Raw genomic sequence first — 13,448 nt, 5'->3', positions numbered from 1 at the left:
ATTAGTTGCCGTAACCCGGATTTTGAACCAGCTGCGGATTCGTACTCAAATCCGTAGGACTAATGCGGATATAGTAGTTTCTTTCCAGAAATAATCTTTTTTGCTTCGGAGGTACTCCGGTTTCGAAAGTATACTTATTGCTTTTGACATTGAACCAAGGATATAGCGCTGTACCTCTATAGTTGGTTAGTCCGCCCTGCGATTCATCCATGTGGGCTACTCGCCAGCGCTTGAGATCCCAAAAGCGTAGCTTTTCAAAAGCAAGCTCTACCTTGCGTTCCTGCCGAACTTTGGCAATGGATATCGTTGCAAGTGACTGAATTCCGGCACGTGTGCGAATGGCATTTACCGCCTGCAAAGCTTCGGTGTCTTTGCCTCCGAGCTCGACACAGGCCTCGGCAAAATTAAGGTATATTTCACCAAGGCGAAATACTACCCAAGGTGTCTCCGAACGTTTGGCATCAATATTTGTCATGTCTGTAAGCGTTTCATCAAAAAACTTACGCATATAAAACCCCGTTTTTGAAGCATCTCCGACGTCTGCACCGCCATCTTTACCCGATGTATTGTACCTCACACCGTCTATCGTAGCCACATTATCCTTGTCGGGCTGATTCTGTGCCTGGTATTTTTGCCCCGAGCCATTCTGCCCATTGATCACTCCTCGTATCCACTCGACCTTGCTGCCCTTTAATGGAGCGCCGGGAACATAGATGGAAGCAAACAACCGCGGGTCTTTCCCAACGAAAAGATCGTAGGGACTATCAAAACTACGCGGGGTCCCATCTGTATTTTTTAAAGACAATTTACCCGGGCTACCATCGCTGTATTCAAATGCTTCGACCATTTCGAGCGTTGGGGTCACTCCGCAGCCCCAGCCATCACCACGATAGGAAAAAGGAGCATTCATCTTATCCCACATGTGACCTTTCCCGGCTGAAACATTAAAGGTTTTCTGAAAGATGTATTCCCCATTATCGCCATTTACACTTTTTGAAAACAGCTCATAGAAATTCGCTGCTTTGTCGGCATTTTTGTTATAAAGGGTATAAGTGCCTGCCTCCAGCAATGCTTTTGAAGCATTATACGATTCGGTAAAATACCTCGTTGCCTCATTGGCTGCTATACCAACATAACCTCGCGTTACAGCCTCTCCACTTAAATTTGCATTTGAACCATATTTAGCGATCGAGCCAGCATACAGCGAAGCACGGGACCATAAGGCAAGGGCTGCACCTTGGGAGGCTCTATATTTACTTTCTGCAGATCGCGATACCGGAAGTATGTCGCTAATCGCCTTACATTCACTGATAATAAAATCGTAAACTTCCGATTCCTTATTTCTTGGAACCTGTAATGCCGAAAAATCGCCAGGAACGTATTCTTGTGGTGTCGTTAGCAAGGGGACACCACCATAGCGCTTCACCAAACCAAAATATTGCATCGCGCGTATCCACCTCGCCTCAGCATCGACTAGGCGCTTCTCCTCGTCGCTCAAGACTGTAGTCTCGCTCAGTTTCTTCAAGAAGTCGTTTGTACGTCTTATTTGGACGTATCGCGTCGCAAAAGGGTCTTCAAAGACGTAATCACTATACGTATATACCGAATTTGCATTACTAAATGCATAGTCTTTCTGATACGCTCCTGTCGCTTCATCAGACAAGGAGGTCAAATTGAGCAGATTTGATTTTCCTGTAAACCAATCGTCAAACTCATCTAATCGTAATCCCTCATCATACATCGTGACTAACACGGACTGTATCGCTTGCGGACTTTCCCAGATGAGATCAGAGGTGATAATTCCACTGGTAAGCTCCCGGTCCAGGTAATCGTTACAACTATATAAACTCAGTGTAAATGCACAACTCAGAAGAAGAGGACTGAAATATTTCATTTTCATAGTATAGGATTTTATAAAACTATATTAACACCAAAATTGAATGTTTTCAATTGTGGATAATAGCGCAATCGACTTTGATTGCTTTCAGGGTCTATATTTTTCAATAACGCATCACTCCCCGTGAACGTCAACAGGTTATTGGCATTAAAGTAGATTCTGCACCGTTCAATCTTTAGGGACTCGGCCCATTTTTTTGGTAAAGAATATCCTACTTCCAATGTTTTTAACCGTAGATAATCTGCTTTATGTAAGGACCATGAGTTATCAGATCGGTTGTCCACCTGACCTGTTACCCGGGCTGCGGGCATTGTGCCGGCAATCCATTCACTATTGGGATCAGCAGGATCTGCCCGGTGCCATCGGTCGGTCATAAATGCAAATCCGTTACCTAGGCCCTGTTGGATAAATGGATCAAGTATATCGCCACTTATATAAATATCATGGCCTGCAGCTCCCTGAAAAAATAAGGTCATATCAAATCCTTTATAATTCGCGCCGAGATTTAATCCATAATACATTCTTGGTGTTGCACCATGACCGATTGGTTCCACATCGTTCCCATCTATAATGCCGTCGCCATTCACATCTTTGAATTTCAAATCTCCGGGAAGCAGGGATCGATTTCCATTATTATCCTGCACCGGTGAATTTAAAATATCTTCATACGAGGAAAATTGACCCAAGACCGTCTTCCCCCACCGGATATCCTTATTTCTATCATTACTGTTGTTCCGCCAGTTATCATACATATTGGTTGAAGCTGCACGTTCGACGTAGCCATAGCGGATGCGTGTTACAGAAAAATTGCCGGATATATTATAGGCAAAATCACCAATTTTATTTTTATGGCCTACAGTCCATTCAAAACCGGTATTGATATCTGAATTTAAATTTTCCTGTGGCATGGACTCGCCGAATGTTGTCGGGAAAGTGCCTTGTCTTGTCGCAGGAAGGCCAGAGCGTTCGCGTCTAAACCAGTCGAATTCCGTATTGATCAATCCGTTTTTAAAGGAAGCCTCAAACCCTAGATTCATGATATTAGACTCGTACCATGTCAACCAAGGATTGGCCATCCCACTGCTTCTCAGCCCAGAAGACAAGCCTCCAGTTCCCAGCACATAACTCCCTCCATAGACATATCCGTCGAGGTATTGGAATGCCGAAAAATCACCCTCATCACCGACTTTGGCATAGGAGCCCCGGATTTTTACGTTATCAAAATGAGCAAAATTTTCTTTGAAAAATTTCTCTTCCGAAATCCGCCAACCGGCTGAAACTCCCGGGAAGAATCCCCACCTGCGGTCCCGCTGAAATTTATAAGATCCATCATAACGGAAATTCAATTCAAGTAGATATCTTCGGTCATAGGCATAATTAAACCTTCCTACCAGACCTGCATGCGCCGTTTCCACACTTTTGCCACTCGTATTTTGGTTTTCGGTGTCTCCTTTACTGATGTCGTCAATGATCCCGATCGAAGATTCCCTAAAACCCAATATATCGGTCAAACGGTCGTGATAGGCCTCCCATAACAATAAGCCACTGACATCATGCTTTTGTCCAAATACACGGTTGTAATTGATCGAATACTGCTGAGTTGGCATATACAGATTTTCCATCTTGGACTCCAGGCTTGCTTTTTTTCTTAGAGCGACCTCGGTATATTGTTCATTCGTCTGATTGTACTGGTAATCGCTCAATGCCTTTTGCCATGTTTTCCATTCACTGTTCTTATAGTCATAAGCGACCATAGCACGTAACGACAGTCCAGCTATCCACGGTAGCTTCCAATTTAGATCCAATGAACCGTTAAACTCTCTTCTCAGGCGCGATTCATATCCACTATGCTCGATATAAGAGCTATGTATAGGGTTGGCCATGTTTCCAATGGCCTGCCAATAACTGGGATTATTATTGGCATAAATGGAATAAATAGGGATGGCCATCTGTGCCTGTGTAAACAGATCGTCACCTCCATACGGTTTTTCACGATCTTGTAAACGACCAGTCAATTTAAATCCGACGGTAAAATTTGGCGTAACATTCAGATCAATATTGGAGCGTAGATTATACCTTTTGAAGTTCCAGTCATCTGACCTCAAAATACCACCCTGGTCAACATATCCCACCGAATTATAATATTTAACTTTGTCATTTCCCCCATAGATGCTGACATTGTGTGAGCTCTGTGGAGCATTGTTACGCACGAGGGAATCCCACCAGTCAGTACCCTGCGCTCCATTTTTGTAACTATCGAGTTGTTCTTGACTATATGCTGGTACCCCAGTGTACGGATTAGAATTATAGATCGCTTCATTATACAGCGACGCATATTCATAGGCATTCATCATACGTGGATATCGCGTCACCTGCTGGATCCCATAATATCCATTGTACTCCACTTTAGTTTTTGAATTGCTTCCTTTTTTTGTGGTCACCAATAGCACCCCGTTGGAACCTTTAAATCCGTACACCGCGGCAGCAGCATCCTTTAATATTGATATAGATTCGATATCATTCGGATCGACCTGTGCAAAATCTCGCTGTACGCCATCCACGATAACGAGCATACTACCGTACCCGCGGATATCCACCGACGCTCCGTCATCTCCGGGGGCACCGCTACGCTGTACCGCACGAATCCCCGGCAATCGACCAGCAAGCATATTTGTTACGTTTGGCGTTTTTACCTTAATCAGCTCTTCAGCCTGTATGGATGCAACTGAACCTGTTACCGAAGCTCGTTTCTGCACGCCGTATCCCACCACCACAACCTCGTCCATCATCGCTACACTATCTTGCAGAATAATGGATAAGTTTGTTCGTCCCCCAAGTAGGATTTCTTGGCTCTTATAGCCGGCGGCGGATAGCAGCAGTGTTTCGTTCGGATCTGTTGTAATGGAAAATTTTCCGGTTCCGTCCGTACTGGTTCCGATGGAGGGTGTGCGCTTTATTTGCACAGTGACCCCGGCGATCGGATTATTGGCAGCATCCGTTACTTGTCCGGTTATCCGGACGGGTGCTTTGGCCATAGCCATGAGGACAAGATCACTGTCCCAACGCTCATGACCATAAGCTGCGGATGTCATTAGTGCGATCCCTATCAAACTTGCCTTTAAGGCGCTCTTATAGGCTGCATTTAAATCACGCTGTATCATTTTTATAAAATTTATTTTTGGTTAGTAATTCTTTATTAAAACGCTTACACGAATCACTTTGGCTTTATACATCTATACCTTATTTTTCATTAGGGATGGGATCCAGTGCAGCAGGATGTTGCGGATCAAAAATGGCAACACCAACCTTTGAATCAGCACAGCCATAGTATAGAAACCATTTCTGTTTAAAATAAACCAGGCCTTCAATAAACACTGTGCCGTCAACATATTGACCACTTTTTTCAAAAGCTTCCATTGGTCTTAGGAAAGGTACGTCCATCCTTGCTAATACTTTACCCGGATCTTTACTGTCGAAAAGAACTTGCCCTGCTGAATAAGTACCTTTATTAAATCGCTTATCTCCTTTTTCGGGGTGGTTTTTGCCATTATATAATAGTAGAATTCCTTTATCTGTCAGGATGGCCGGTGGGCCACATTCTGTTAAAGAGCTATCAAAATATCCCTCTCGAGGTGAGATGAACGCTTTGAGTTGACCTTTCTCATCTACAACCGGTTCCCAGTCAATCAGATTATCCGACGTTGCGCCATATACACCATGCTCGCCCCAGTACATCCAATACTTCCCATTTACTTTAGTAATTAGCTGCTTACCATTTTCCAGTTTAGTGACAATCGATGCTGATTTATGCGATTTATTGACGAGCTCAGGCAGTATGTTCGATTTTTTAAAAATAGGCCCATATTTTGTCCAATTTTTAAGATCCTTTGAGGTAGCTACCCCTAGGCGAGGTACTTTTCGGTTCCATTGCGTATAGAACATCACATAGGTGCCATCTTCGGATTCCGCTATACGCGGATCCTCCGTTCCACCGGGCCATTCAAACTCACGCTGGCTATCAGCCCCGGGATAAAAAACAGGCGTGTTTTGTCGGTTGAAATGTGTTCCATCAGCGCTCGCAGCAAGTCCTAGACGTGAAGTACGATGACCAATTTTTATCCCCGTCTTATCTTCGGCACGATAAAGCACGTAGATACTATCTCCTTTTACCACCGCTGCCGGGTTGAAGGTGTCATTATTCTCCCAATGCACAAGTTGCCCATTCATGGGATTCATAAATGTGGTGGTACTATCCGGTTCGATTACAGGGTTTACCCCTGCTGGACGAACGAAACCGCCCATTACCCAGTCTGGGGCGAGATGGCGCTGCTGTCTTTGCGCGCTACAGCCCCAAAAAGTCACCGCAATCGCAATTATGGAAAGAGGTTTAAATAGCGTTATCATTTGTTTCATATGTCAATTATTTTAATATATGGTATTACGAAAATGTTTCTTTAGTATCAAAAGCGCATAATTATCTTAGAAAACCGGTTTTGCAAAACGAAAGTAAGAAGTTTATCGATCAATATCGCTTTATGATGAGGATTTAATAATTATTTAATATGGGAACTTTAGGTTATTTCTTCCAATACTTTGCCCTTCGTTTCGGGCATAAATAGAATAAACACGAAGGACGCGATAACCATCAGGGCATAGAATAAAAACACATAATATCCTCCGAGTACGCTACCTTCTACAATAATTGGAAATACCCAGGATATTATTGCAGCAAATAGCCAATGGGTGGTGCTCCCCAAGGAAGAGCCTTGGGCGCGAACCTCGTTCGGGAAAATTTCCGCCAAAAACACCCAAATCACCGCACCTTGTGATAAGGCAAAAGATGCTATAAATCCCATGATATAGAAAAGTAAAAATTGTGCGTTTACTCCTTTTAGGCCAAAGGCTGCCAATAACAGAAATAAGAACATGCCAATAGCGCCTGTCAAAAGCAGTTTTTTTCGCCCAAAACGATCGATGATGCTCATGCCAACCAGGGTGAAGAGCAAGTTGGTACCACCGATAAAAATAGGCTGAAGGTAGGCTAATTCTGCACTAAAGCCCGCCATTTCGAAGATCCGTGGTGCGTAATATAGAATAGCATTAATTCCGGTCATTTGATTAAAGAATGCTAACAACACCGCAAAAAGTATAGGTTTGGCATACCGTTTTTGGAATAGGCTAACATGCTTACCAGATGTTTGGGGCGGATTGACCTGCACTTCAAATGGAGTTTCAAGCCGAAGATAACTTGCACGCGCTTTTTCAATGTGTCCCTGCTGCAATAGCCATCTTGGACTTTCGGGAATGAGATTCAATAGAAGTACAAATAATAGGGCAGGCACAGCCATGATACCGAGCATGTATCGCCATCCGTCTGAATTTACGCTCATAAAAAGAAAATTTGTCAGATAGGCCGTAAAGATTCCCAGCACGATCATAATCTGAAAAGTCCCTGTAAGTTTACCGCGATCTTTTGCGGGAGCAATTTCGGAGGTATATACTGGTCCAACAACAGAGCTGATCCCCACAGCAAGTCCACCCAATAATCTGAACAACAGGAAAAGCTCCCAGATGGACGCTACTGCACAGCCCAATGCTGAGAGTAAATATAAAGCTGCAACGAAATAAAGCACGGGTTTACGCCCATAACGATCGGCCATACGCCCGGCGATAACGGCTCCTATAATGGTTCCGATCAGCGAGATCGATACGGTAAGTCCATGACGGACAGCATCCAAGTCCCAGAGTTTTTGTATGATTTGTTCAGCACCCGATATCACTGCTGTTTCAAAACCAAACAAAAAACCTCCCAACGATGCGATTAATGTAAATTTCCAAATGGGTTTCATATACTAAATGTCTTGAGGGTTAATCCGAGAAATAAGTTGCGTTCATCAAATGACGCAAGGGATAGCTCCGTATCAAGGGTACAAAGGAGCTTATCAAAAAAATAATTGTGGGCCTTGGCAATACTGCCTCCGATTATAATTGTGTCTGGCGTTAACGGATAAATATATTCTTTAATGAAAGTAATCAGTTGGTTGCTTAGGAAATCAAAAGCCTCTTTTCTAAAAATTTCCAGATCTGGGCGTTCAGCTATGTCTTTTATGTTATCAACGGGAATATACCCAAATTTTTCTGTCAAATGAGTTAAGACCCCTCGGGTTGAAATGAAGTCTTCTACAATGCCGTTGCTGAAAACTGCTGATCCTAAATTGAGATCTACGATTGTTCCATTTTCGTAAAGCGAAGAACCCAATCCGGTTCCTAAAGTCAGGCCTATAACGCGCCTATTTTCCATTTTTTTATTGACAACTTCGCCCAATAAAAAGGCTGCAGCGTCGTTATAAAAGTAGATCGAACTTAAATCAATTCCCGTGATATTCGCAAAAAATGTTTTTAGATTAAAGCCTAGTAGCGACTGATACTTATTCATTCCGTCCATTAAGGATATTCCGTTTTCGTAATCGAATGGGCCAGGGCAAGATATGAAAATTTCGGATGGTAAATTCGTAGTTGAACTTAGGGTCTTATCGATGGTTTGTTTTATGGCCGACAAAATCTGTACTCTTTCTGCGTTACTATTTACATTCCCGCGAAAGTACGATCCGTCCATGACAACTGCAGGGCTCCCGTGCACAAGGCCGGATGAGCAATGCGTACCACCTAAATCGACACATAAAATTATATTTTCGGTATGAGGCATTTTTGTTTTTAAAATTGGTTATTAATAATAATAAGCAAAACCGGTTTTGCTTAGATAATGCTAAGATAACACTTATATTTGAAAATCAAATTTTTAATCTAAATTTTTATCTTCCATCCGTCTTACATCCTCTCTTAAGTTTAGCGGTAGCCCCCTATTTTGTATGTGCCATAAAAAAACTTTTGGCTTCTGCTCGCACTTACCTGCTACAGACTATCGCTATAATCCGGCCGATGATGGTGAAGTCGTGGTGGTACCGGTTACTGCCGACCGTCTGACCAGACTACCGGCGTACCGTGAAAATTACCTGGATCCGGATACTGAATTATCCATTCGCCATATTTATGAGGGAACAGGTGATGTCGGATTTACGGTAGGATCTGGTGTATATGACCAGGATTTTTATCAACATCCACATTTTAATGAAGATACATTTTATAGCCCGGGATCAAAGACAGATGAATTTGCTGCGGAGCGCGAGCGTGCCCGGCGTGTACGTGCTAGATACGATAGAAATTTAGATGGTGATCCCAATGATTTAATCTAAAGAATTTATCAGGTTAAGATTTACCATTCCAAAGGTTTTCATTCTTTACAGTTTGAAAACCTTTTTTTTCCGATAGATATCGGTGTTTAATTACGTTGGCAATTGGCAGTCGACTTAAAGGTACTCATTCGTTTCGGGAGAAGATATCACGGTCCACAATCGGGTCAACTGGCATATTAGCCGCAAGGACAAGCCCTTGAACTTCGTCGACCAAGTGGGCCATTTTTCAGAAGTTGAACACGGGAAAAAATACAGTTCCATAGACCAGCTGCCTCCTAAAATGTCTAAGCGAGAGGAAAACACAAGGTAAAATATAGAAAGTGCTCCCCATGGGCTCAAGTTGATCAGCACAGTTCTCTGTTCTCTGAATCGTAGAAATAATTAAATTTTATTTGAACAACTTATTAAATATCTATTTGCTATCTTAACACATTTTGTTTCAAAAAACCGATAACTCAAATAACTAATCACAATGGATAATATTGCCGCAAGTAGTATGAAAGAATACATAGGTAGTGAAATATGAAAGATATCTAATGATTTCTTGAAAAGCGAATATACAATGGGATGAAATAAATATATTCCATAACTTATCTCACCTAAAAAAAGAAGTGGTTTATGGATAAATACATTTGTATTCGCTTTCAACAGATATAGGCTGGCTACAATAAGCCAACAAGCTATAAAAAACACATACCTATTTCCTTTTATCACTAGGAGAACATCATTTGTCCCAGTAGGATAACAAATAAAAATGATCAATGAGATAATTAATACAGCCCACAGACCGATTTTAGAAACACTTTTATTCATTGAAAATAACCTACCTATTGCGATACCAGAATAAAAGTAAATCAATTGATTCAGTGGATTCACATAATTTCTCCAAAATATTGTGTCTTGGTTCATCGAATCCGGCAAAACATAAAAAGAAAAGTAGATGCTTATGAATAAGATAAAGGCTCCGATACACCAAAATAACATATTCCTTTTTTTAGCCGCAACTAACAGAAAAGGGAAAAAAGCATAAAAAACTAACTCATTGCCTATTGACCAAGCACCAGTAGCAAAATAGGCATCCCATTTAAAAAAGCCAAACAAGCCTGACAGATTCAAAAAGACATCTAAATAATTTGGAGCGTTATCGCTGAATATAATTGATTTCAGAGAAACCAACCAAAGTAAAGGTAGTATCCGAGCGATTCGCTTAATAAAAAATGCTTTTATAGTATTTTTTTTAAATGTGAAGCTTTCATTATATACATAGAATAATGTTAATCCACTTAATATATAAAAGATGGTCACTCCATAGTAGCCCATCCTTCTAATAAAAGATTCGCCATCAAACTCGACACCTTCAAAAATAAGATAATGATAAATTAGAATAAGTAATGCTGCTCCCCCCCTTAGATAGTCTAAGGTATAAACGCGTTGTTTCATAAAATAGTGAATTCATGCCAAATGTAATAATATTCTTAAAAAGAATATTAAAAACAACTAAAAAATTTCACTATCCAATTAAATTCTGTTAATATGTATAGTCATCTAAAGCCAAAATATCAACAAACAGAAAAATTAAACTCGAGCATATACTTAACGCGGTTGCGCTAAGGACCGATGAATTTCTTCCTGCCTATTTTATACATGCAGAAGGTTGTGAAATTCGTTTTCTGACCTTTTTCTATTTATAAACTGTAAAAAATTTGGGGACTAAAAATCACTATATTAAAACAGATTCAAATGAGCGTTTTGCTATAGAATTCCAAATCATCGGATAAGCGGCAATATTGATTGGTGCTTTGAAGACGACGGATATAAAAAATCCCGTAATTTTTTAAAGAATAATCTATATCTTTTAGCACTTCATGCATGTCTAAAATTATTAGCTATAAAAAGCCTTTTTATGGCTATTCTCCTATTCTAATGTTTTCAATTTCCATTACTATTTTACTCCGTCCTTTGAAATCGAATTTCCCCTGCTGTGGTAAAAGATAGAGTTTTGTAATTTTAGATACCTTAGCATTATTCAAAATACGTGTAGAGTTTTGAGATATATCAATATTATCCCAGAGAACATTTACTCCAGAAATATCAGTACAGATCTTCATATTTGAAGGTCCTCTACTTCTTCCATACGGCGCTACATTAATAACGGAAATTTTCCTAATCGAAGAACCAGTTGGCAAAGAAAGTGAAATTGGTAATGACAATGAACCATCAGTAGAATTTATAATATTAGTAATAGTAAAAGTCGAATTAATATTACTGCCTCGTTGCTTATAAGTAATGTTATTACTCACATCAATTAAGTCAACTTCGTTTGTATTGCTAAGGTTCTTATTTGAATTAACTAAAATTCGCATTTGATTACCCACAAAATCATCAGATAATTTCCTCCATCCCTTAACAATCACATCATATCTGTTATTAAACGATGTTTCTCTAGTATTATTATCAGTGGCCACTATGCCTATATATTTTTTTTTGGATGAAAAAGCAGCTATATTTACATTGGCTTGATAATAGTTGTTACTGCCTCTAAGACCTATAAATCCCTGTTGGTCGCCCGAGTAGTCATTTACATAAACGTTTATATTCTTTAAAATATTTTTGTCTGCTTTACCTATGATTGAAATGGGCCATACATATGAAATGGATGAGACATCCTTTACAGTGACATTTTCTATTACATTATTTTTAAAATAGGAGGTGACAATATCTCTTATTGCAACAAAACCAAAAGATGGATCGAAAATACTTGAATTATATTCCGCATATATATTCCTATAAATACTGTTTATACTATTACCAACATCAAAAACCCCATCCCTACGAAATGATTTGTAGTTATCAATTAATCCATTGTTTACTCCAGCCAACTTCAGAGAATTACAATACCCCCCTGAATAAGCTTTTACATCTTTAACACCAACATATAGACCTGAATCATAAACATTTGTTATTTTTAAGCTATCTTGCGAAAAAACACCAATTTCGTTCAAATAAAATAAATGTGGTGGTGGCATCCACCTATCACCTTTACCGTTCACAATAGAACCACCATAGTTATCGCCATTAGCCCCTTGAACATTAGAATATCTAACAGATTTGACATTGTTAGCTCGAAAATTAGCACATTGTCCTTGAACCCCCATTATCGTACCATCCAATTTCACATTCTCCAAAGTTACATTGGAGGATTCTTGAAGATAATTCTTTATCATTTTATTATTCACGTCTACAAAGCCATCCTTAGTAAATTCCGGTTGAAGCTTCATTACCCATACAATAAAACGATCTGCCGATACGCCAGAGGAATATATATTAACATTTTCAAATCTTATATTTTTACTTCCCCTTATATTAAACATCGCCATATACGCTACTGGTCCTTGCCAATAGGGATCTATATTAATGTTAGCCCATTGAATACGGTTCTTTTTAAGCCATGTTTTTACTTGTCGCTGATTTATACCATTAAACAAAGTGCCACTTTCTGCAGCATCATATTTCCCGTCATATCTAAAATTAATATTTTTGAAAACAATATTCTTTGAAAGGGCAATTACAAAAGCCGGTGATATGGTCTGATTTAATATGATGCAGCTACTATTCTCACTCTTAATAAATGTATTGTCATCAATAAAAATCATCCCGCTCCCATCCTTTTTGTTAACATCTAAAAAGCAATCCTTACTAATGTTGACAAAAATTTTATGTTCTGAAGCATACTTAATAGCCCTTCTAAAAATTTCTATATTGTCTCCATTTTTTTCGCCAAAGTAAGAGAGATCAACTTCATTTATAAAATTATGCTCCAATTTAATCTGTCCTAGTTTAAAAGTACTACCACCGTCGTCAGGATTTGTGGTGTTGGACAAATGATACTCAATTGGCTTTGGCGTATCTCCTTGGATATAATATCCTAAAAGTCGTATACCTTTAAATATGCCTTCCCGAATAAGGGACTGATTCTTAGGGCTCATATTTCGTAATTCCTCAACTGTCCTTACTTCCAGATAAGAATCCATGATTTGGGGCTCGTCAAGAACGAGTCTATCTGATGTCACATAACTTGGAAAATGATTAGACTCTTCTGTCTTCGGATAATTCCAACTCGATAAAAAAGAAAAGCGCCCATGTGAATTAACAGTTTCACTATTTTTCAATTCATAAGAGGAATGAAGAATATCGTTCCGTAAAAAAAAAATAGATTGATTACTGGTAATACCAAGCATTAAAACTGAAAGAATTTTTGAAATTAGATTCATTTTCAACACAAAAATTAATAAAACTGG

General features: G+C 39.7%; 8 protein-coding genes. 1 reads left to right on the top strand and 7 read right to left on the bottom strand.

All coding sequences use genetic code 11. The features are described from left to right. Nucleotide 1 precedes the first annotated feature (1 nt). The 5 genes from CBM24_RS00930 to CBM24_RS27450 all read right to left on the bottom strand — a co-directional run bounded on the left by CBM24_RS00930 (nt 2) and on the right by CBM24_RS27450 (nt 8,603). Nucleotides 2-1,900, bottom strand: coding sequence for a RagB/SusD family nutrient uptake outer membrane protein (locus CBM24_RS00930; RefSeq protein WP_198386015.1), 1,899 nt, complete (start codon nt 1,898-1,900; stop codon nt 2-4). A gap of 11 nt (nt 1,901-1,911) precedes the next feature. Continuing rightward, nucleotides 1,912-5,058, bottom strand: a complete 3,147-nt coding sequence (locus CBM24_RS00925) for a SusC/RagA family TonB-linked outer membrane protein (RefSeq protein WP_088159877.1) — start codon at nt 5,056-5,058, stop codon at nt 1,912-1,914. Nucleotides 5,059-5,137: 79 nt separating this feature from the next. After that, entirely contained in the window at nt 5,138-6,310 is a 1,173-nt protein-coding gene (locus CBM24_RS00920; RefSeq protein ID WP_232475654.1) for a glycoside hydrolase family 130 protein, read from the bottom strand. Nucleotides 6,311-6,468: 158 nt separating this feature from the next. Beyond that, nucleotides 6,469-7,746, bottom strand: a complete 1,278-nt coding sequence (locus CBM24_RS00915) for a sugar porter family MFS transporter (RefSeq protein ID WP_198386014.1) — start codon at nt 7,744-7,746, stop codon at nt 6,469-6,471. Then, entirely contained in the window at nt 7,743-8,603 is an 861-nt protein-coding gene (locus tag CBM24_RS27450; RefSeq protein ID WP_088159876.1) for an ROK family protein, read from the bottom strand. The genes CBM24_RS00915 and CBM24_RS27450 overlap by 4 nt, the downstream gene beginning before the upstream one ends. Before the next feature lie 163 nt (nt 8,604-8,766). Here CBM24_RS27450 and CBM24_RS00905 point away from each other — a divergent pair, with 163 nt between their 5' ends. Next, nucleotides 8,767-9,150, top strand: coding sequence for a hypothetical protein (locus CBM24_RS00905; RefSeq protein WP_088159875.1), 384 nt, complete (start codon nt 8,767-8,769; stop codon nt 9,148-9,150). A 381-nt stretch (nt 9,151-9,531) separates the two neighbouring features. Here CBM24_RS00905 and CBM24_RS00900 read toward each other — a convergent pair whose 3' ends face one another. Continuing rightward, complete coding sequence (locus tag CBM24_RS00900; RefSeq protein WP_088159874.1) at nt 9,532-10,590, bottom strand: acyltransferase family protein; 1,059 nt, start codon at nt 10,588-10,590, stop codon at nt 9,532-9,534. A 467-nt stretch (nt 10,591-11,057) separates the two neighbouring features. After that, nucleotides 11,058-13,421, bottom strand: coding sequence for a hypothetical protein (locus tag CBM24_RS00895; protein ID WP_088159873.1), 2,364 nt, complete (start codon nt 13,419-13,421; stop codon nt 11,058-11,060). Nucleotides 13,422-13,448: the final 27 nt, after the last annotated feature.

This window comes from Sphingobacterium sp. G1-14 (assembly GCF_002196555.1).
In the GTDB taxonomy this organism is placed as follows: Bacteria; Bacteroidota; Bacteroidia; order Sphingobacteriales; family Sphingobacteriaceae; genus Sphingobacterium; species Sphingobacterium siyangense.
The sequence above is the reverse complement of the archived record's forward strand: the minus strand, read 5'-3'. Positions and strand labels throughout refer to the sequence as shown.

What these genes read in the sequence shown, in the direction of transcription:
- CBM24_RS00930 (WP_198386015.1), bottom strand. Translation starts at nt 1,900, where the DNA reads ATGAAAATGAAATATTTCAGTCCTCTTCTTCTGAGTTGTGCATTTACA.
- CBM24_RS00925 (WP_088159877.1), bottom strand. Translation starts at nt 5,058, where the DNA reads ATGATACAGCGTGATTTAAATGCAGCCTATAAGAGCGCCTTAAAGGCA.
- CBM24_RS00920 (WP_232475654.1), bottom strand. Translation starts at nt 6,310, where the DNA reads ATGAAACAAATGATAACGCTATTTAAACCTCTTTCCATAATTGCGATT.
- CBM24_RS00915 (WP_198386014.1), bottom strand. Translation starts at nt 7,746, where the DNA reads ATGAAACCCATTTGGAAATTTACATTAATCGCATCGTTGGGAGGTTTT.
- CBM24_RS27450 (WP_088159876.1), bottom strand. Translation starts at nt 8,603, where the DNA reads ATGCCTCATACCGAAAATATAATTTTATGTGTCGATTTAGGTGGTACG.
- CBM24_RS00905 (WP_088159875.1), top strand. Translation starts at nt 8,767, where the DNA reads ATGTGCCATAAAAAAACTTTTGGCTTCTGCTCGCACTTACCTGCTACA.
- CBM24_RS00900 (WP_088159874.1), bottom strand. Translation starts at nt 10,590, where the DNA reads ATGAAACAACGCGTTTATACCTTAGACTATCTAAGGGGGGGAGCAGCA.
- CBM24_RS00895 (WP_088159873.1), bottom strand. Translation starts at nt 13,421, where the DNA reads ATGAATCTAATTTCAAAAATTCTTTCAGTTTTAATGCTTGGTATTACC.